The organism is Candidatus Pyrohabitans sp. (assembly GCF_054014795.1).
Genome location: NZ_JBPMGE010000041.1, coordinates 1 through 19,674, shown reverse-complemented (window position 1 = coordinate 19,674; position 19,674 = coordinate 1). Strand labels below are relative to the sequence as shown.

At 53.9% G+C, this 19,674-nt stretch carries 22 protein-coding genes; 9 read left to right on the top strand and 13 right to left on the bottom strand.

Annotation, left to right across the window (positions count from 1 at the left end):
* The 5 genes from ACXJJW_RS04940 to ACXJJW_RS04920 all read right to left on the bottom strand — a co-directional run.
* The coding region (locus tag ACXJJW_RS04940) for a hypothetical protein (RefSeq protein ID WP_456474623.1) at positions 1-770 on the bottom strand (770 nt) is incomplete at its 3' end.
* On the bottom strand, positions 767-1,651 hold the full coding sequence (gene dapF / locus ACXJJW_RS04935; protein ID WP_456474622.1) for a diaminopimelate epimerase: 885 nt from the start codon (positions 1,649-1,651) through the stop codon (positions 767-769). The genes dapF and ACXJJW_RS04940, both read right to left, overlap by 4 nt.
* Before the next feature lie 25 nt (positions 1,652-1,676).
* Positions 1,677-3,605 carry a heavy metal translocating P-type ATPase gene (locus ACXJJW_RS04930; RefSeq protein ID WP_456474621.1) on the bottom strand — a complete coding sequence of 643 codons (1,929 nt, stop codon included), beginning with the start codon at positions 3,603-3,605 and terminating at the stop codon, positions 1,677-1,679.
* Positions 3,589-3,945 (bottom strand): ArsR/SmtB family transcription factor, encoded by a 357-nt coding sequence (locus ACXJJW_RS04925; RefSeq protein WP_456474620.1) that lies wholly within the window; start codon positions 3,943-3,945, stop codon positions 3,589-3,591. The genes ACXJJW_RS04930 and ACXJJW_RS04925 overlap by 17 nt, the downstream gene beginning before the upstream one ends.
* Before the next feature lie 39 nt (positions 3,946-3,984).
* Positions 3,985-4,443, bottom strand: coding sequence for a hypothetical protein (locus ACXJJW_RS04920; RefSeq protein WP_456474619.1), 459 nt, complete (start codon positions 4,441-4,443; stop codon positions 3,985-3,987).
* Positions 4,444-4,493: 50 nt separating this feature from the next.
* Between ACXJJW_RS04920 and ACXJJW_RS04915 the strand changes: the two genes are divergently transcribed.
* Entirely contained in the window at positions 4,494-5,069 is a 576-nt protein-coding gene (locus tag ACXJJW_RS04915) for an ArsR/SmtB family transcription factor (protein ID WP_456474618.1), read from the top strand.
* Here ACXJJW_RS04915 and ACXJJW_RS04910 read toward each other — a convergent pair.
* Entirely contained in the window at positions 5,041-5,481 is a 441-nt protein-coding gene (locus ACXJJW_RS04910; RefSeq protein WP_456474617.1) for an Lrp/AsnC family transcriptional regulator, read from the bottom strand. The genes ACXJJW_RS04915 and ACXJJW_RS04910 overlap by 29 nt on opposite strands.
* A 192-nt stretch (positions 5,482-5,673) precedes the next feature.
* Between ACXJJW_RS04910 and nrdD the strand changes: the two genes are divergently transcribed.
* Genes nrdD through ACXJJW_RS04895 form a run of 3 tightly spaced genes read left to right on the top strand, consistent with a single transcriptional unit; the run spans position 5,674 to position 8,741 of the window.
* Positions 5,674-7,761 carry an anaerobic ribonucleoside-triphosphate reductase gene (gene nrdD / locus ACXJJW_RS04905; protein ID WP_456474616.1) on the top strand — a complete coding sequence of 696 codons (2,088 nt, stop codon included), beginning with the start codon at positions 5,674-5,676 and terminating at the stop codon, positions 7,759-7,761.
* Positions 7,664-8,425: a radical SAM protein gene (locus tag ACXJJW_RS04900; RefSeq protein WP_456474615.1), complete on the top strand. Its 762-nt coding sequence runs from the start codon at positions 7,664-7,666 to the stop codon at positions 8,423-8,425. The genes nrdD and ACXJJW_RS04900 overlap by 98 nt, the downstream gene beginning before the upstream one ends.
* On the top strand, positions 8,364-8,741 hold the full coding sequence (locus ACXJJW_RS04895; protein ID WP_456474624.1) for a DUF5615 family PIN-like protein: 378 nt from the start codon (positions 8,364-8,366) through the stop codon (positions 8,739-8,741). The genes ACXJJW_RS04900 and ACXJJW_RS04895 overlap by 62 nt, the downstream gene beginning before the upstream one ends.
* Here ACXJJW_RS04895 and ACXJJW_RS04890 read toward each other — a convergent pair.
* The 4 genes from ACXJJW_RS04890 to ACXJJW_RS04875 are packed head-to-tail and all read right to left on the bottom strand — an operon-like array spanning position 8,738 to position 11,583.
* On the bottom strand, positions 8,738-9,259 hold the full coding sequence (locus tag ACXJJW_RS04890) for an inorganic diphosphatase (RefSeq protein WP_456474614.1): 522 nt from the start codon (positions 9,257-9,259) through the stop codon (positions 8,738-8,740). The genes ACXJJW_RS04895 and ACXJJW_RS04890 overlap by 4 nt on opposite strands.
* Positions 9,260-9,266: 7 nt before the next feature.
* Positions 9,267-9,707 (bottom strand): 5-(carboxyamino)imidazole ribonucleotide mutase, encoded by a 441-nt coding sequence (purE, locus tag ACXJJW_RS04885; RefSeq protein ID WP_456474613.1) that lies wholly within the window; start codon positions 9,705-9,707, stop codon positions 9,267-9,269.
* A gap of 12 nt (positions 9,708-9,719) precedes the next feature.
* Positions 9,720-10,409 carry an SDR family NAD(P)-dependent oxidoreductase gene (locus ACXJJW_RS04880; RefSeq protein WP_456474612.1) on the bottom strand — a complete coding sequence of 230 codons (690 nt, stop codon included), beginning with the start codon at positions 10,407-10,409 and terminating at the stop codon, positions 9,720-9,722.
* Positions 10,410-10,446: 37 nt separating this feature from the next.
* Entirely contained in the window at positions 10,447-11,583 is a 1,137-nt protein-coding gene (locus tag ACXJJW_RS04875) for an AAA family ATPase (RefSeq protein WP_456474611.1), read from the bottom strand.
* A 130-nt stretch (positions 11,584-11,713) separates the two neighbouring features.
* Between ACXJJW_RS04875 and ACXJJW_RS04870 the strand changes: the two genes are divergently transcribed.
* The 5 genes from ACXJJW_RS04870 (at position 11,714) to ACXJJW_RS04850 (ending at position 16,840) form a co-directional block, all read left to right on the top strand.
* Complete coding sequence (locus ACXJJW_RS04870) at positions 11,714-12,451, top strand: hypothetical protein (RefSeq protein ID WP_456474610.1); 738 nt, start codon at positions 11,714-11,716, stop codon at positions 12,449-12,451.
* 2 nt (positions 12,452-12,453) lie between these two features.
* On the top strand, positions 12,454-13,173 hold the full coding sequence (locus ACXJJW_RS04865; protein WP_456474609.1) for a hypothetical protein: 720 nt from the start codon (positions 12,454-12,456) through the stop codon (positions 13,171-13,173).
* A 308-nt stretch (positions 13,174-13,481) separates the two neighbouring features.
* Positions 13,482-15,407, top strand: a complete 1,926-nt coding sequence (tgtA, locus tag ACXJJW_RS04860; RefSeq protein WP_456474608.1) for a tRNA guanosine(15) transglycosylase TgtA — start codon at positions 13,482-13,484, stop codon at positions 15,405-15,407.
* Position 15,408: 1 nt separating this feature from the next.
* The gene (locus ACXJJW_RS04855; protein ID WP_456474607.1) at positions 15,409-16,185 is read left to right on the top strand and encodes a hypothetical protein; all 777 of its coding nucleotides are present in this window, start codon (positions 15,409-15,411) and stop codon (positions 16,183-16,185) included.
* The gene (locus ACXJJW_RS04850) at positions 16,178-16,840 is read left to right on the top strand and encodes an ERCC4 domain-containing protein (RefSeq protein ID WP_456474606.1); all 663 of its coding nucleotides are present in this window, start codon (positions 16,178-16,180) and stop codon (positions 16,838-16,840) included. The genes ACXJJW_RS04855 and ACXJJW_RS04850 overlap by 8 nt, the downstream gene beginning before the upstream one ends.
* Before the next feature lie 6 nt (positions 16,841-16,846).
* Here the strand turns inward: ACXJJW_RS04850 and ACXJJW_RS04845 are convergent, their stop codons facing one another.
* From ACXJJW_RS04845 to ACXJJW_RS04835, 3 genes are all read right to left on the bottom strand, one after another.
* Positions 16,847-17,593: a respiratory nitrate reductase subunit gamma gene (locus ACXJJW_RS04845; protein ID WP_456474605.1), complete on the bottom strand. Its 747-nt coding sequence runs from the start codon at positions 17,591-17,593 to the stop codon at positions 16,847-16,849.
* Positions 17,594-17,602: 9 nt separating this feature from the next.
* Positions 17,603-18,562 carry a tetrahydromethanopterin S-methyltransferase subunit H family protein gene (locus tag ACXJJW_RS04840; RefSeq protein WP_456474604.1) on the bottom strand — a complete coding sequence of 320 codons (960 nt, stop codon included), beginning with the start codon at positions 18,560-18,562 and terminating at the stop codon, positions 17,603-17,605.
* 9 nt (positions 18,563-18,571) lie between these two features.
* A partial coding sequence (locus ACXJJW_RS04835) for an ASKHA domain-containing protein (protein ID WP_456474603.1) occupies positions 18,572-19,674 on the bottom strand: 1,103 nt, incomplete at its 5' end.

The window sequence follows — 19,674 nt, the reverse complement described above, 5'->3', positions numbered from 1 at the left end:
GCGGGGAGCGCTGGATAGGCCTCTCTACCGCGCCTCTGCGTGAAGCGCAGGAAGGCGAACATGGCAACAGCGATTAGGATAATCGCCGCGATGCCCCAGGGTATGCCCAGCTCTGCATAGCTCACCGCTGCCACAGAGGAGGCGAAGAACAGGTCGCCGAAGCCGAGAATAAGGCGTTTTTCCCTGGCGATATCCACCTCTATCCCGAAGGGTACGCCCGCCTTTTCCAGGCGTGTCGCGAGCTCTGGTATCGCCTGCCTTCTGAGCACATAGTAGCAGTCCAGCAGGGAGAGCAGCGCCAGGCCAAAAACAAGTGCTCCGAGGCTGAAGAGACTCGCAAGGCTGGCGCCAGCTAGACCAGAGAAGCATGCAATCTGAAGATTTCTCACCCATGGCTTCAGCCTTTGCGGAGAGGCGAAGGGCAGCAGCAGAGCAAGGATAAAGGCGAGCAGAAAGAGGATGCTCAGCGCCGGTACAAGCTCCTCAAGCAGAGAGAACAGAATTAAGAATATCAGGGCGTAGCTGAAATAGGCAGAGGCGAGAATCGTCAGCCTGAGCACCCTCAGGAATACGCGAAAGCGGAAGAGAATCAGGTAAAGATTGAGAGCAAGAATAAAGAGCACCGGCATGGCGATGGCATAGCCAAAGCTGGTGTTTGCCTGCGTCCCCACCTCGCCTCCACCCTGGCCGAGGAGCAGCTCATGCTGATAGAGCAGTGCTGCAGCCCCGGAGCAGAGCAGGAAGAATACTAAAAGCGCCTCACCCTTCATTCCTCAAATATCTCCTCTGTCTCCCCCCTGAAGGTACGCCTCGCGGGGCCGCGCATTTGCAGATTTACAACCTCGCCGTTGCGCACCTCCGCCTCAACGTGGAGGGTGCCGCCCCGGGCGCGTATCTCTATGGGCCTCTCCGGCGAAGCCTCACCTGTCAGCACAGCCACAGCGGCGCATGCGGTTATACCTGTGCCGCAGGCCAGGGTTTCGCCCTCCACGCCGCGCTCATAGGTGCGCACCGCAAATAGATTCTCCCCCAGCTTCTCCACGAAGTTGACATTCGCGCCCTGAGGAAAAATCTCATGGAAGCGCAGCGCCCTGCCCAGGCGGAGAACATCTACGCTTGCAAGGTCGCGCACAAACACCACAGCGTGGGGCACACCCGTATTTACGGCGCTCACCTCCAGCTCCTCTCCCGCGATGCTAAGCCTCTGCCTTATAAACCTCCCTTCCCCCAGCGCAGGTATCTCTTTTCTCAAAAATCGCGGCGAGCCCATCTCAACGCGCACCTCTCGCACCCTTCCGTCGCTGGGGTATACCTCCACGTTGAGCACCCCCGCCTTCGTGGCGATGCGCATCCTCTCTCCCTTAACTATCCCGAAATCGTACAGATGCTTTGCAAAGCAGCGCATGCCATTGCCGCACATCTCGGCCTCGCTGCCATCGCTGTTGAAGTACCTGAAGCGCGCATCCGCCATATCAGAGCTCTCCACAAGCAGCAGCCCATCGCCGCCCACGCCGAAGCGGCGGTGGCACAGCCTGCGAGCAAGCTCCGGCTTTGCCTCTTCTTCTATCTCCCCGTCCAAGTTCTCCACCAGAACAAAATCGTTACCTGCGCCGTGGTACTTGTAGAATTCCATAGCATGCCTCCGATTCATGTATAATATAGCATTCTCTGCAATATTAACGTTCCCTGCCTATCCTCAGCGCATTCAGTATAACCGCCAGGCTCAGGCCCATATCGCCCACAGCCACAGCCAGCCAGAGGGTTACATATCCCGGGAAGGTGAGCAGTGCAAAGGAGCCCTTTATCAGGATGGAGGCGGCTACGTTCTGCTTTACAATACTCATGGTCTTCTTGCTCAGCTCTATCAGATAGATAACCTTTGATATGTCGTCGTGCATCAGCGCTATGTCGGCGGTTTCAATTGCTATATCAGAGCCTATGGCGCCCATGGCGATGCCCACATGGGCCTTTGCCAGGGCGGGGGCGTCGTTAACACCGTCGCCGACCATGACCACGTGCTCATACCTCTCCAGCAGCTCCTCCACCGCCCTCACCTTATCCTCCGGCAGCAGCTCTGCATAGTACTCATCTATGGCGAGCCTCTCCGCAATCGCCCTCGCCGCTCTCTCATTATCTCCGGTGAGCATCACTGTCCTGATGCCTCTCCTCTTCAGCTCCTGCACTGTGCTGTACGAGGCGTCTCTGATTCTATCCATAAGGGCAATTACACCCACCACATGACTCTCATTCCCGACCAGCACTGCTGTTTTCCCCTGGTTCTCCAGCTCCTCCAGGGGCCCTTCAGGAAACTCTATCTTGGTTTCCCTGAAGAACTTCCTGCTTCCGACAAAGAAGGCTCTGCCGTCGATCTCACCCCTCAATCCCCTTCCCGCAATTGACCTGAATCTGGAAACCTCTGCCAGCTTTATCCCTCTCTCCTCGGCGCTTCTGACTATCGCCTCTGCAACAGGGTGCCTGGATTTTACTTCTAGGGATGCAGCTATCCGCAGAAGCTCCTCCTCAGAGTATCTGTTCAGGGGGATAACATCTGTGACCTCGGGTTTGCCCTCTGTGAGGGTGCCCGTTTTGTCAAAGACCACAACGCGAGCCTGCCTCATCTCCTCAATGTAGCTGCCACCTTTAATCAGAACCCCGTTCCTGGCAGCAGAAGTTATCCCCGAAACCATGGATACGGGCGTTGAGATTGCAAGGGCACAGGGGCACGAGATTACAAGCAGCACAAGCCCGCGGTAGAACCACTCTTCAAAGGGCAGACCAAATGCGAGAGGCGGGACGGTGATTACGAGCAATGCCAGGGTTATGACCGCCGGCGTGTAGTATCTTGCGAACCTGTCTATGAAAACCTCAGTCTTTGATTTCTCCCGCTGGGCTTCTTCCACCAGCTTTACAATCTTGGACAGGGTGCTCTCCTCGGATTTCCTGGTTACCCTTATCTCCAGATAGCCCTCCTCGTTTATTGTTCCGGCGAAGACCTCATCGCCCTCCACCTTTAAAACAGGCATGCTCTCCCCTGTGATAGGCGCCTGGTTCACAGAGGAGCTGCCCGCTATCACCACACCATCGAGAGGTATCCTGTCTCCCGGCCTGATCACAACAACATCTCCCACCTCCACCTCATGCACATGGAGGGTCACCTCTCTGCCGTTCCGCTTAACTGTCGCCGTTTCGGGGGCGAGCTGCATCAGCGAGGCTACAGAGCGCCTCGCCCTGTCTGCGGCGTACTCTTCCAGAAATTCGGCGATGAAGAACAGGTATACCACGGCGGCACCCTCTTCTCCATGGCCTATGAGGAAGGCCCCTGCCGCTGCGATGCTTATCAGGAAGTTGATGTTCAGCCTGCCCCTAAGCGCCGAGCGGATACCCTTCTCTACTATCTCACGGCCCGAGACCACGACAACGCCCAGGAAGAGGATCTGGGCGAGCAATTGCTGCTCGGTGAAAAACTCTATGTATAGACCCAGGGCGAGGAGCAGGCCTCCTGCCAGTATTATCTTCCTGTGCTCTTCTAGGGACCTCTCGTCTAGTATTTCGCCGGTGGCACAGAAAGAGCAGCTATCCCCGTGTCCTTCATGGTTCTCTCGCATGCTCAACACCCATCTCAATCAGCTTTATTATGTGCTCATCCGCAAGGGAATAGTAGACCGCCTTGCCCTCCCTTCTGAATTTCACCAGATTTGAGCTTCTCAGTATTCTCAGCTGGTGGGAAATTGCAGATTGACTCATTCCAAGGAGCGCCGAAAGGTCGCACACGCAGAGCTCTCTCAGGGAAAGTGCATACAGGATTTTCATCCTGGTGGGGTCGCCCAGAATTTTGAAGATATCAGCCACCTTCAGAATAAGCTCCGGGCTCAGCATTCTGGACTTTACTTCCTCGATAGCCTCCTTATCCGCATACTCAACTTCGCAGAGGTAATCCTTGTCCATATGAGCACATGCTCATATAATCATATATAAATCTTTTGGTCACCTGTGGTGAGGCTCTCCCATGACTGGAGCAAGCTGCCTGAGCTTCTCCTCACAGTACTGAATTTCTTGGTAAAGGTGCTCTGTCACAACTGCAACATTTCTGCGGTTTATCATGCAGAGCTTCTGCAGGTGGAGGCAGCCTGCCAGCTCACGATAAGCCCCTGCCGCATGCTCAACCTCGCCGCATGCCTCATAGAGACGGGCTGCCTCCCTGTAGCAGTCTACAGCCAGTGTCGCCGTGAGCATTGCCATCTCACCTGCGCCGCGAATATTCACATGAACCACGAGATAGCTCTCGCCGGCAAGCTGATAGAGCGCCGCCGCAAGGGCACTGCTCTGTTCTTTTGCTTTGAGGGCGCGCTCCACAAATTCCCTGCCCAGCTCAAACACAGCAGCTGCACTTCTGCGCATCGCCGCATGAATCTCTTCCCGGCCTTCTGCCAGCTCCGCATCCATGCCTCCAACCTCCACCCAAAGGCTTATATACCTGACGATTCTATTTCCATATGTTAACCAAAATGGCAACAATAAGGGATGTCTTCGGGGTGCTGAAGAGCAAAACCAGGAGGGATATACTCAGACTCCTCCTGAAGAGGGAGATGCACATCTCCGGCATAGCCCGCGAAATGGGTATTTCTGTGCCCCAGGCGAGTAAACACTGCTCCCTCTTGGAGGAGAAAGGCTTGGTGGAGCGCAGAACCTTTGGCAGGACACAGGTTTTCCATGCCAAGCCGGAGAAGATCTATGAGCTTCTGGAGTACTTTGCAGAGGAGGTAAGCGTTGAGGTGCCTGCCGGTACCAATGTGCTCGACGCCCTGAGACAGGTGGCAAATGTGAAGGTGGAACGCGTTGGCGAGCGGGGCTTTGTTGTGAGCATAGACGGGGAAGATGGATACTACATCTATGAAATCAACGGCAGGCTTCCAGAGGTACCAATGCACGAATTCAAGCTCAGTGAAGATGTCACCGTGGAGCTCAAGAAGGTTGTCAATGTCCCTAAGAAGCGGATGAAAATAAAGGTAAGGAAGTATCCCCAGCAAGGAGAGGGTGTGCTCACATCACAAGGCTCACATTCTCCTTGAGGCATTCAAAGACCACGCTGGCACGCACCTCGTTTATTCCCGGGATTCTGGATATCCTCTTTTCCACTATCTCCTTCAGGCTTTCTATGCTCTCTGTGCGTACCTTCGCCACGATGTCGTACTCACCCAGGGTGGTGTAAACTTCAGTTACATCGCCTATCTCAGCAATCGCCTTTGCTATTGCGGCGCTGTCTGAGATACTGCACCTTATGCTCACTATACAGGTAATCCCCTTTCCCATACTTTCCTGTCTAATGAGTACAGTAAAAGCTTTTATTGCACTTTTTTCCAGTTTTTTTATGCGTTTGTGCACAGCAACATCCGAAATTTTGGTCTTTTTGGAAATCTCCTTATAAGATGTCCTGGAGTTCTTCATCAGCATTTCCAGGATTTTCCTGTCTGTCTCATCCATTGCCAACACCAGTTTGCAATTCTAACCACACGGTAAACGGGGCATGTGGTCATAGCTATTGGGTTAGCACATATAAATATCTTTTGCCTTATGGTTAAGAAAACCCTTTCGAAACATTTATATGCTCTGCAGCACACCTATCTATTAATCACTGAATCCCCGGTAATTAGGAATCCAAATAAGGGTGCGGGTATGGGCGTGACAGCTACTCGAATTCGTGTTGTGAAGGCTTCGGGCGAGACCGAGGCCTTTGACCCGAACATGGTTACAAACGACTGCGTTGATGCGGGTATAGACTTCTGGACAGCAATAGAGGTGGCGCAGGAGGTCTCAAAGCGAATAAAAGACGGCGTATCCACCAGAGAGATTCAGCAGGAGACGCTTCGCGTGCTCTACGCAAAGAATCCCGAGGCAGCGGAGAGGTACAAGCGCTTCCACAGCATGTATGTCCGCACCTCCCGCAACACCATCGAGGCCTTCGACAGGAAGAAGATAGTCGCTTCGCTTATACGTGAGACCTCTCTCCCCAGGGAGATCGCCGAGAACATAGCTAGGGAGGCGGAGGCGGAGCTCAGAAGGCTGAAGCTGGACTTTATCTCAGCCCCGCTGATACGCGAGGTGGTGAATGTAAAGCTCCTTGAGCACGGTTTTGAGGAGGCAAGGGCCAACTACACCCGCCTCGGAATGCCCGTCTACGACGCCTCAAGGCTGGTAGAGGGTGAGGCGAGGACTCCTGAGGCGGTGCACCGCGCCATGGCAGCCAATGTGCTCAGGGAGTTTACCCTTCTGAAGGTGCTTCCTCTAACCCTTGCCGACGCTCACATGAGGGGCGGATTTCACATCCATGCTTTAGAGGCCTTTGCAACCAAAGCGAGTGCCTTTGCCCATGACCTTCGCAACTACCTCCTCGGCGGCGTTAAGGGCGGGAGCTGCACCTCCCCGCCTGCGGATAGCGCTACAGAGGCTGTGCTCACAGCCATAAAGGTGCTCCGTTTGGGGGAGGGAAGTTTCTCAACCTCTCAGTGCCTGGACCACATAAATGTGTGGCTTGCTCCCTACGTAAGCGGCATGGGCAGCGCAGAGATCGCGCATACTGCGAATCTCCTGCTTTATGAGGTTTCTCAGCTGGGCGCTGGGGAGCACTCCTACGAGATGGGCGTTGAGTACGGCATTCCCGAGTTTCTCGCTTCACAACCTGCGGTGCTCCCCGGAGGCGTTGTAGAAGAGGGAACAACCTATGCAGACTTTGAGGAGGAGGCACGAGCCCTTGCAGTGGCTATGGCGGAAGCCTTTGCAGCGGGAGATTATCTGGCGAAGCCATTCCTCTACCCCAAGGTATACTTCAAGCTGCGTGATGAGTATGAGGGCAGGGAAGGTTACGATGCCTACCTCCAGGCTGCTCACCTCGCCTCTGCCAGAGGGGCGAATCACTGCTTTGTTGCTCCGCCGGAAGATGGGCTCCAGATAGCGAACTACACATTCCCGGATGAGGAGGCAGCCAACTGGCTATGCGCCGGCATGATGCAGGTGGTCACCCTCAACCTTCCAAGGATAACCTACCTCAGCGACGGCAGTGAGAAAAAGCTCTTTGGGCTTCTGGAAGAGAGGATGAATCTCGCCCGCGATGTGCTTCTGGTGAAGAAGGAGATGACAGAGCGTCGCATGATTTCTGGAATGCCCTTCCTTTCGGAAAACTACTCTGGCGCCAGAATACAGCTCGGCATAGGCTACGTGGGGCTGAATGAGATGCTTTCTGCCTTCCTTGGCAGGGAGCTTCACGAGGACGATGCCACCAAACTCGGCCTGCGGGTTGTGAAGTATATGCACAATCTAGTTGAGCAGTTCAGCAGGGAGAGTGGCCTGAGCTTTGTGCTTACGCAGGCAGAGGATGAGAACCCTGCCATGCGGCTTGCGAAGCTTGACCACGGCTTATTTGCAGACAAGCTTGTTGCCCGCGGCAGCAGGCGGGATGGCAGTGTTTACTACACCCACGCCTCGCAGGTAAGGGTGGATGCGGATGTACCGCTCAACAGGCGGCTGAGCATAGAGGGCGAGTTTCACCCGCTTTGCAGGGGAGGCGCAATTTCGCGGATACTTCTGAGCGAAGTCCAGCCAGAGGCCACGGCGCTGGCGGAGCTTTCCCGCAGGATTGCCACCAGGACAAAACTGCGCTTCTGGAGCTATGCCCCCGAGAGCAGCTACTGCAGGAAGTGCGGAGGCGTGGTGCCTGCCCGCGATAACTGCACCTTCTGCGGCTCTACCCTGGGGAGGCTGGATTGAGATGAAGCTTGTAATCTCGCGCATAGAACACCTCTCAACCATAGAGTATCCCCTGAAGCCCTGCTCTGTGGTGTATGCTCACGGGTGCCCCCTCAGCTGCTCCTCCTGCACGGCGCGGGATGCCTGCGCAAGGAAGGTTGAGACGCGGGAGCTTCTGGAAATCTTCGAGGAGGGAAGGGTGCTGATAGATGCTGTGAGCATCGCGGGGTGTGAACCCCTTATGCAGCCGGCGGCACTGGAGCTTGCATCTCAGCTTAAGGAGCGCGGATTTGATATAAAGCTCCACACCACCGGTTACTATCCGGATGCGCTCGAGAGGGCGTTGAAGGAGGGAATAGCCGATGTGGTGGAGATGGAGGTGAAGGCGCCCCTGGATACCGAGAGGTATACCCGTGTAACCCGGAACCAGGAGGCGATACACAGGGTTTTCCAGTCCCTTGAGGTTCTGTCTTCCTCGGAGGTGAGCTGTCAGGTTGCAGTCACACTTGCACCCCCCGCCTTCTCAGGTGAAGACCTGCAGGAGCTTGCCCATGCGCTTGCATGCTATGGCTTCAGAAAGCTCAGAATAAAGCAGAGGCGGGAGAGCTCAGAATTTTTGCGGGATACCCCTCTTCGCAAAGCGGTGGCGGCATGCCCGGGATGGAGGTGGTCGGATAGTAATTGATATCCTCCTTGATGCAAACATCCCGAAGCGCGTAAAGAAGCTCAACCACGGTACCCGGGTGCTTCATGTGGGGGATGTGGATACCCATATGAGTGACGATGAGATACTCCACCTCCTCGCAAAGCTGCACTGCATAATTGTAACCCATGACCGCGAGCTGGCGATGCGCGCGGCGAAGAAGCACCATGTCCTTTTTATTAAGAATCCCGTCTCTGCCGAGTCTATAGTGCGCTGCCTTGAGAAGCACGGCTCGCTTCTGCGCAGGGCCAGCATCTTCTGTGAGGGCAGGGAGAGCTGCGACTCCTGTCCCTCCTAGGGAAACTGCGCTTCGTATCTCGCCCTCGCCTTTTCAAGCTCTTCCATTGCCCTCTCGCGCTGCTGCCAGCTTCCCACCACTATCTCTCTGCCCTCAAGCTCCCGGTAGCTGGCAAAGAAGTGCGCCACCTCCTGAAGAAAATGCTCAGGCACATCCTCAAGTTTTGTGAGGTGCTCAAACTGCGGGTCCCTCGCCGCCACACCGAGCAGCTTCGGGTCCTGTTTGCGCTGCACCTTAACCTGGAGCATCCCCAGGATGCGCACCTCAACCACTGTGCCGGGATAAAGTGCCTCCTGACACAGCACCAGAATATCCAGGGGTGAGGAGTCCTCGCACCAGGTGCGGGGGACAAAACCGTAGTTTGCTGGCGATGCGAAAGAGGTGAAGCTTATGCGGGCGAGTTTTATCAGGCCGAGCTCAGAATCGTACTCGTACTTTGCCTTTGCGCCCCGGGGCACCTCTATCACTGCGAGCACATCGCCGTGCCTCGCCTCTGGGTTGATGTGGAGCAGGTTCATGAGTTGTTCAGGCGCTCCTCATCTTCTCCCTGTACTCCTCGAGTCTGGCTCTGAGCTCAGAATCCTTCAGGGCGAGGATTTCTACTGCTAGAAGCGCCGCATTTTTGGCGTTGTCTATGCCAACAGTGGCAACAGGTACGCCGGGGGGCAGCTGGGCAATTGCGAGCAGAGCATCCATACCAAGGAGCTTCACCTCCCTGGGCACGCCTATCACAGGCTTAACTGTGTGGCTCGCTATCACCCCCGGGAGAGCGGCACTCAGGCCTGCGATGGCTATGAAAACATCGCAGTCATTGCGCTCTGCGAGAGCCTTAACCTTCTCTGGTGTGCGGTGGGCGCTCGCAACAATCACCTCGCATGCCACGCCGAACTCCTTCAGCACAGCCTCAGCCTTTTCTGCGAGTTCGCTGTCAGACTTACTTCCTATAACCACAGTCACCTTACTCATCTCATCACCTCACTAAATTTCAAGACATTCGCCATAGCCGAGCTCTACCTCACCCCTGCACAGGGCCACTATTGCAGAGGCAACTTCCTCTGGAGAGCGCAGCTTTGAGAAGTCGTCCTCAGGGTAGAGGGAGCGGTACATCCTCGTATCAGTACCCCCGGGGCAGACGGCATACACCCTGACCTTCGACGAGACCTCATATGCCAGGGCTTCTGTCAGGCCGAGCACAGCAAACTTGCTGGCGCAGTAGGCACTAAGCTCCGGAAAGCCCATCTTGCCTGCGCCTGAGGAGACATTCACTATGATCCCGCCCCTCTCCAGCATGCCGCTGCGCAGCGCCTCGCGGCAGCACAGGAAGACGCCCTTAACATTGGTAGCCATGATGCTGTCGAACTCCTCCTCTTCTGTATCCACGAGCCGCTTTCGCACCGCCACGCCGGCATTGTTTATCAGAATGTCCACCTGCCCGGCGGCTGAAAACATGGCCTTAACCGAGGAGAAATTGCGCACATCTGCAGGCACAGCCAGCGCCTCGCCGCCCTCCCTTCTCACCTCCTCAGCCACGCGCTCAAGCTCACCTCTTGTGCGCGAGGCGAGAACAACCCTCGCCCCTTCTCTGGCAAGGAGCCTGGCCGTGGCCCTGCCTATCCCTCTTCCTGCACCTGTGACCACCGCAACCTTTCCCCTGAGCATCTTTCCCATCTTCTTTTGCAACCAGTTCAAATAAAGTTTGTGGAAGTCAGGCAAACCTGCGCCTCAACCACTCCTCGAAAACAGGGTCTTCGATGTGGTACCTCCCTCTCCCCCGTTTGTGCACATATCCCTTATCCTCCAGGTATTTCAGGAAAACATTCACATTTGACACCCTGTCGCCCACCTCCTCTGCGATGCTCGATGGGCTGCACCTGCCCTGGGCAAGTGCCATGAGTACCAGCCTTTCCCTGGCGCTGAGCCTCTCAAACTCCTCAGTGAAGAGCAGGTTGCCCTCCTCCGTAAGAAACTCCTCCTCAACCCTCGCAACATCGCCCACCCTTATTCTCCCTCGCTTTCTTTCAAGCATTTTGCCCATAAACTGGACATAGAAGGGAATCCCCCCTGAGAATCTGCAAATCTCCCTCGCAGCCTCACCATCTATCCTCAGATTTCTGCGCAGGAAATGAACAAGATGCTCCTCCTCTAGAGGACCTATCTCCCTCACCACAAACTGCCTGTAGAAGGGGGAGGCTGATGAGAGCACAACGAGCGCCATTGTGCTCCTTATCGAACCAGAGATGCACAGTACCGTTCTGTGCCACCCTTCGGAAAGGGTTCTTATTTTTCTGATTATCCCCTCACCCACCCTTGCCTCACCTGCCTTGAGGTCAATCACTGAGGGAAACTCGTCTATCAGTAGTACGCATTTCGTGCCTGTTTCTTCTGCTAGTTTTTCTGGCAGGTTCAAGGTTCTCTCCACGAGCTCGTTGGTGTCTGCGCCCCTGAAGGAAACCAGGAACTCAATATCTTCATATACAACCCTGAGCTCCGAAATTTTTCTGAGTACCGATAGCGGGGTTCTCAGCAGCTCTGCGGCTTTGAACTTTATGCCCAGCTCCGAGCGGTAGGTGTTTATGACCTCAGTGCTTAGACGCCTGCAGAACTCCTCCAGAGTGAATTCCACCAGGTCCCACACAGAAAAGTACACTACAGCTATGTTCCTCTCGCCGCTGAGCCGCCTCTGAACCTCTTTGAGAAGTGAGGTTTTTCCAACCCTTCGGCTGCCGTAGATGGCGAAGCCTGTGGTAGATTGCATGTTCTTTAGCTCGGACAGGATTTCATTGAGCAGCTCTTCACGGTCAATAAAATTCATACCCTCCGCGGGTTTAAGTGTGAAGCCCATCTGATCACCTAATTTTTAATTTAGTAATATAAAAATTAGTAACAAGTTTATTAGTTTCTAAAACTTGGGGTTGCTTAAGTGAAAAGTTTTATAAAGATTAAATGTACTAATAGCTGAATGGAGGCAAAAAATGTCTAACCTTTTCCATAATGAAGAAGAATATTCTATTGAAATTAACCATAACTTAAATGAATTTCTGAGAGGATCAATAGAAGATATTTATGAAATTATATTATATTCACATCGACCAATTGTTTCTGCTCGAAATTATTTAAAGAAGTGGAGAAAAGAAAGTTATTTAAGAGGAATGGAAAATCTATTTAAATTGTCAGAACGTGAGAAGGAGATTTTCCTTAAAACAATGATTGATTTGGTTTCTTTTAAACACAACGAATTTGTAGATATTGAAAGAATTGGCAAGGAATTAGAGGAAAATTTTTCAAAAGAAAAAAAAATAGGGAAAACATTTGAGAAATTTGCCACCAATTTTCAAAGACTCAACCAAAGAGAACAATTAGTAATTATAAAGAAAGCGCTGAGAGAATCTAGTATAAAAATACATGGTATGAGGGTTAAATTAGAAGAAAAATCTTTTTCTATAAATGGATATGATTCCTTTGTTATTTCCCAATTGCTGTATATATTAGAGAAATTAATAGACAAATTATTGCTTTTAGATAAATTTACTCCTGAATCCGCTTTATTAATAAATTCTATTTCTATGGAGCTTCTGAGAATATTAGCTTTGAAAGAAGGCAAGTTAACGATAGACGATATTTATTACGACATAATTAATTTGTCACAATATATAGAACCAAAATATCCAGTTGAAATTGATAATCGTTTAATCAAATCTTTAGAAATATAATAATGTACTTTTCACTCGATACAAATTTGTTATTATTTGCTTTAATAGAAGGGAGTAGGTTACACAATAGCATAAACAATCTAATAGATGAAAATTTAGATGATACTCTTATTGTCTCTAAAAAATCTTATGACGAAATTAAAAAAGTCTGTGGAGAAAAGATTTTAAGGGCATCTTATTACTTTTGGAGGTTTATTCCAAATCTAACTAAAATTAAAGATGTGCATTCCCCTGAATTTAATGAAAATTTATTAAAAACAAACAAAAAATTGAAGTCACAATATCCCGAATATCGAGATTTTTTTGATTTAATTTATAAAGGGATTGATAAAGACTACAAATCTAATGTTCATTCGCTTAGATTAGAAGATTTCATTCACGAACTTCCTATTGCGTTTTTAAATGATTTGGACAAGAAAATGGACAAATTGAAACGTAACTGGAGAATAGTATCTTATGGGGAAAATTATGCATTTGGGATAAAATGCTATAAAGCATTGCTTGATATAAAATTTAAGGACGATTTTGATAGATTGATTCTAGTAGACATTCTCTCCAATATTAAGAATATCAACCCGTTTACTTTCTATACAAATGATAAAAGATTTTGGAAAGAATGTAAAAAAGGCAAAAAATATCTAATTGAGCAAGGAATCATCGATAAAAATATTAAATTAGATTTTATTTATATAAACAACAATGGTGAATTTATTAATAAGTGATTTATTTTGTTAATAAACATAGTTTTTCAGTGGCTCGTTTCTAATGCCTTACTCACCGTATTGGGATTTTCACACTTTCCTCTGTGATCTTTTCTATGTTCATAGCCTCATAAAGTTTTTTAGGCAGTGTGACGTAAGTGCGTATAGTCTCCAACTTTCCTTTCTTGGATGATCATGGTTGATATGCTATTGATGCTGAATTATAATGGAGAAATAAGACATAAGAAAATTGATGTTAAATTATGGTAAGTGCCGGAGAAAATACTCTTTAACAATATTTATTTATCCTCAAAGGCAGAGGCAGAGGTATGTTCGAGATAAGGCATAAAGATGGTGCAGGAAGGGCGGGCGTATTCAATGTGCATGGCAAAAAGCTGGAGACGCCTTACCTCTTCCCTGTGATAAACCCCAAGCAACAGGTTCTCGGGATAGAGGAGATAGCAAGGCTTGGTTTTGATGGCATAATCACCAACTCCTACATAATCTACCGCGACCCGGTGCTCAGGCAACGTGCTCTGGAGCAGGGGATTCATGCGCTTCTGGACTTTGAGGGTGTGGTGATGACCGACTCTGGCTCCTTCCAGCTCTACCAGTACGGTAGCGTGGAGGTTTCACCTCGCGAGATAGTGCACTTTCAGGATGAGATAGGTGTTGACATTGGCGTGATTCTCGACATCCCCACACCTCCTGATGTACCCTATGAACGTGCTAAGCAGGAGCTTGAGGAGACCCTCCGCAGGGCAGGGGAGGCCTCCAGGCTGGACAGGAAGATGCTCCTTGCAGGCACTGTACAGGGCTCAACCCACGCGGAGCTGAGGGAGCGCGCAGCTTCAGAAGTGGCAAAGCTCGCCTTCGATGTACATGCAATAGGGGGAGTGGTGCCCCTGATGGAGGATTACCGCTTCGCAGAGCTTGCGCGGGTGATACTGCATGCGAAGCGTAAGCTGGGTCACGCGAAGCCTGTGCACCTCTTCGGCGCGGGTCATCCCATGGTCTTTGCCCTCGCCTCCCTTCTGGGATGCGACCTCTTCGACAGTGCGGCATATGCTCTCTACGCCAGGGATGGGCGCTACATCACTGCAAGGGGTACCTACAGGGTTGGAGAGCTTCGCGAGCTGCCCTGCTCCTGCGAGGTGTGCAGCGCCTACGACGCCAGGGAGTTCAGGAGCCTAGAAGCAGAGGAAGGTGAGCGCCTTCTTGCAAAGCACAATCTGATTGCCTGCCTTGAGGAGATAAAGAAGGTGAAGCAGGCGATATACGAAGGCTCACTGTGGGAGCTTGCTGAGCAGCGCGCCAGGGCGCATCCCTCGCTGCTCGAGGCGCTTCGCATCCTCAGGGATTACTCGCCCCAGCTTGAACGCCTGGAGCCTGTAACAAAGCGCTCAGCCTTCTTCTACACAGGCATGGAGTCGCTCTCGCGTCCTGCTGTGGCCAGGCACATTGAGAGGCTCTCCTGGATTGAGCGCCTTGGCAAGGAGCTTGTGCTCCTGCCAGAGGGCACAAGGCCCTACTCGCGCACCTATCGCCTGGCGAGCAGTGAGCGATACCACATCTGCATAGCCTCGCCGGTGTTCGGGGTAATCCCCCTGGAGGTTGAGGAGACATACCCCTTAACCCAGCATGAGGGCGTCGGCACCCTCGACGCCGACCAGCTTGCCTTTATGCGGCGCATTATATCCGGGTACCTCCGGCGCTTCACACAGGTGCACTGGCACCGGAGCCTTGAATTTCTGGGCCTAGGGGGCGAAGGCTTTGAGGACCTTTCTCAATTTCGCGTTGCTGGCGGAGAGGAGCTGAAGCTGCGCGCCCTTGCGGATTATCAGCTCGGCAGGGGTGCGGGCGAGGTGCTCTTTGCGGGTGCGAGGGCAGAGTACTCCAGACGCACCGGCAGGATAAGGCGTGCCTTTGTCGATGGTCAGCTTGTGGCAACCCTGCGCGCCAGTGACGGCATGGTGGTTCCGACGATCGCCGGGGGTGAGCGCCTGCTCCGCCTGCAATACCCGCGATGCCGTGTGGTGGTGGCCGGGGAGGTGAGCTCCTTTGTAAAGGAGGGCAAGAGTGTCTTTGCAAAGTTCGTCGTGGATTGCGACCCGGAGATTAGAGCCCATCAGGAGGTGGTGGTGGTAGATGAGGATGATGAGCTCCTCGCCACCGGCACGGCGATGCTGAGCGCCGGGGAGATGCTGGAATTTGAGCGTGGCATGGCAGTTAAAACAAGACACAGGAGGCATTAGTGTGAATGTGTTGCGAGTGCTTCGCGAGGCGTTTGCACTCCTCAGCGCAGAGCCCAGGCTCTTCCTGCCCAGGATAGTGACCACCTTCATCTACACCGCCTTTCTGCTCTACCTCAGCAGGGTGCTCTATGAGGTTATGCTCATGCTTCAGCGGGGCGCAGTGACCGGGCTTGAGAGGCTCCTTCTGCCTCTGGCGGCGGCCCTTCCGGCGGTTCTCGCCGTGGATATGCTCACCTACGGCATGTACGCCTCACTGGCGGCGCAGCACAGGCAGGGAGGGGTTTCCCTCACCCTTGCGCTGAGGCAGGCGCTCTCCAGGTGGCGCAGCCTGCTGCTCATAGGCGCTGCTGCCCTTCTCCTGGTGGGCATCATATTCCTTATAAGTTCCCTGAGTCTGGCCGGGTTAATGTACACCCGCTCACCCCTCTTTGCGCTTTTAACCCTGGTTATATCCCTCATTGGCGTCATCGCCTTTGCGCTGCTCTTCTTCTTTGCGGTGCCCGTGACGGTGATAGAGGGCCGGGGCTTTCTGACAGCGATGGAGAGGAGCGCATCTCTGGGGATAAGGCGAAGCCGCGAGGTTGTGGCGCTGAACCTCTTCTTTATGCTCCTTATATTCATAACAATGCTGATAGGCATGGCTACGCAGTTTGAGGGCAGGGCCTTTGCCGCGGGTGCTGGGCTGTTCCTGGCGGGGCGATTGATTCAGGCTGTGGTCTACACATACATCAGCGTGGTCGCGCCTACGGCGTACATACTGGAGGGAGAAAATGGTTGAGGTGGTTGTGGATATCCGTGAGCAGGCCTCCCCGGTACCTGCACTGCTCCGGGAAATGGGCGCTGAGGTGAAGCTTCGCAGCCTCAGCGTTGCCGATTATGTGGTGAGCGAGCGCGTGGGCATAGAGCGCAAAGCAGCCCGGGACTACATCTCCTCTCTCTTCTCGGGCAGGCTGTTCGACCAGGCGAGCAGGCTGAGAGAGGCCTACGAGAAGCCGGTGATACTGGTGGAGGGGTACCTTGAGGAAGAGCACTTCAACAGCTCCTCTGCGATATGGGGCAGTCTTTTCTCGCTCAGCCTGGATATGGGCGTAACTGTGCTCCAGGGCAGGGACGAGAGCTCCATCGCAGAGGCCATTCTCACCCTCGCAAAGAGGGAACAGGAGGAGAGGCGTTCAAAACCCAGGATACGCCCCAAGCCCAGGATGATGGGTATGCCGGAAAAGCAGCTCTTCCTGGTGAGCGGTCTGCCAAGCATAGGCTCAGAGCTTGCGGAGCGCCTGCTTGAGCACTTCCGCACGCCGCGCAGGGTTTTTGCTGCCAGGGAGGGTGAGCTTGTGAAGGTGCCGGGGATAGGCAGGAAGAAGGCGCGGGCTATGGTGAGGGTGCTCGATGCAGAGTTCCGTGCGCACCGGCAGGAGCTGCTGGATGAGTAGCGCTGCCTAATAGTATATCCTCTCCTTCTCCCTGGCAAAGCGCGTGGTTAGCTGCGCCGCGAGCATGTGCATCGCCTTTGAGAAGGGCAGGTAGGCGAGGAGGGCGAAGCTCGAGGAGAAGTGCACCAGCTTGGCGTAGATAAACACCCTGCCCTGAGTCTCGAGGGGCGCCGAGGAGAGCAGCCCTGCCACAAGGCTTCCAAAGGGGGAGTAGGCGTCACTGGCAGAGGTTATGGCCAGCCTCGCGCCCTCTACAGCAAAACCCGAGAGCAGGATGAGGAGGAAGAGAGTGAGGAAGATGCCGTCCTCGGGCATGGAGTACACCTCCCGCCTTGCGAACAGGTATCGCCTTCCCGCCGCGTAGAGCACGCCCAGGAGGAGGAGAAAACCTGCGACGTCGGCGAAGAGGCTGAGGAGGTGGTAGGTGGAGCGGAGCGGGACTCCGAGCAGGCGGGAGGCATAGCTCACCACGCCGATGGCTATGATTATGAGAAAGCTCCACAGGATGAGCACCAGCACAGCACCGCGAAGCCTGCTCCTGGGAAACACCCGCCTCGCGAGCAGGCAGTCGGGGGAGAAGAGGGAGGTGAGGCTGAGCCTTGCAATCCTCGGAATGGAGAGCCCGTCAGTGTCGCGGGCGCTGGAGATGAGCATTAGCTTGAGGGCAGCCCCTGTCGCGAAGACAAGGGTGGAAATAAGGGCGATGGCATAGAAGTACGCCTTCAGGGCTGGAGGTATAACCATGTACTCCATAGTCGGTGCCTATTCCCCTGGCGAAGCTTCGCCAGCCTTTAGCTCATTCACGAAGTCCTGGTAGAATCTGTGTATGGGATGACTCTCGCTGGCTGGCAGCTCTCCGGTTTCCTCGTAGAGCAGCGTTGCCAGCATCGCATTGACGTTGGCTATGGCAGGGAAGATCCAGGGGGCGCTCTCTACTGGACCATAAAGTAGGAAGTCGTTCCAGAGCAGCGCGGCGAGTGCGTGGGCTGCGCTGTCTATGCCCACGAAGCCCAGCCTGCCCCACCTCTCCTCCACCTCTTTTTTAATCAAATCGGTGCCGTTCGACGGCGCACAGCCCACAGGCAAGCCGAACTCCTCCCTGACCAGCCTGCTTGCCAGGAAGGAGAAGGGCGCTGAGGGAATGCTTATAAGGGAGGTGTCCACCAGCACATTTTTAAAGCCCGCCCTCTCGGCGCGGGGGAGGAGCACATCCTTGAGCAGCTCCACCCTGCCGCGCGGAGTGGGGTTCTGGGTGTTGAAGGCCACGACGAGGACGTTCTTCAAACCCAGCTTGCTCAGCTCCCTCACCTCATACTCAGGGTCCTTTGCCCAGGGAGCGAGGCTGTTGTACAGGTGGCGCTCCTGCAGGCCCACCTCAGCGATGTAGCGCGCAGCCTCCACCTTGGGCTTCTCGGTCCAGATGTCGGTGGAGAAGGGCATGTCGGTAACCTCCGCCACGAAGTCTATGTAGCGCTTCGCCTCCTCTCCGAAGTTGGCGACGATGTCGAGCATCGCCGGCATGCCCGTGGCATCGCTCAGCTCCTCCTGGCGGTTTATCAGCTCCTCAGCGCGAGCGCGGTCGAACTCGCCCTTCCTCCGGGAGTGGAGTATCTTATGACCATTGTAGAACATCGTACCTATCAGCACCGTCGGATTCTCCCCTCGCCTGCCACCGAACTTCACATCGCCTATCCTCACAACCCTACCCTTCAGACTAAACACGCCAATCACCTACTCCGGTATCCTGTCCAGAATGTGCTGGATGTGCGGGAACCTGTCCTTCATGTGCGGGAAGTACATCGCCTGCATAAACTCCGTCTGGAAGTCCTTGTCGACCGTAAGCTCTATGTACTTTATCCGCCTCGCCACGAGGTTTGCCTCCTCGCGCTTTCTGCGGTTGAGCAGCGCCACCCGCGCGCCATCACCCGCGGCGTTGCCCACGGCGACGACCCTGTCGAGGTTGCAGTCAGGGAACATGCCTATGACCATGCTTGCCTCCTTGTCTATGTAGCTCCCGAAGGCGCCGGCGAGCACCACCTTATCAACGCTGCTAATGCCGTAGTGCTTCATCAGGGTTTTGCAGCCGGTGTAGAGAGCGCCTTTTGCAAGCTGCACAGCGCGCACATCGCTCTGTGTAACCGTTATGTCCTTTCCTATGGCTGTCTCCTCCGCCCAGGCGAGCACATACTCCGGCTGGTTGTTCTCTCCGCGGCGTATTCGCGGGGTTTCTAGGCTGGTGTTGAAGACGCCGCTCTTCTTTATTATACCCGCCTTGAACATCTCAGCCACGGCTTCTATTATGCCCGAGCCGCATATTCCGCGGGCGTCACTCTTAACCTCGTCGCTCCACTTCTCCCTACCTATAACCTTGTAGCGGGGCTCCTTTGTCTCTGCGTCGATGCGCACCCGCTCTATCGCTCCCGGCGCCGCCCGCATGCCGTGGGTAATCTGTGCCCCCTCAAACGCCGGACCGGTGGCGCAGCTGGTGGAGAGCAGCTTTTGCTTATTCCCAAGCACTATCTCGCCGTTGGTGCCTATGTCTATGATGAGCCATATGTCGTCCTTCTTCTCGGGCTCCAGGGCGACGATCACGCCCATGTTGTCAGCGCCGACAAAGCCAGCCTCTATAGGTAGGACGTGAACATTGGCACCGGGCGCTGCCCTTATCCTCAAATCCCTCGCCTTTATGTCTATGCTCCTGTGCAGTGCCGGCGTAAAGGGCGATACACCCAGATACTCCGGGTAGATGTTGAGGTAGATGTGGTGCATCGCCGTATTACCGACTAGCACCAGCTCAAGGATTTCATCGCTGCCTACACCCGCCTTCTCGCACA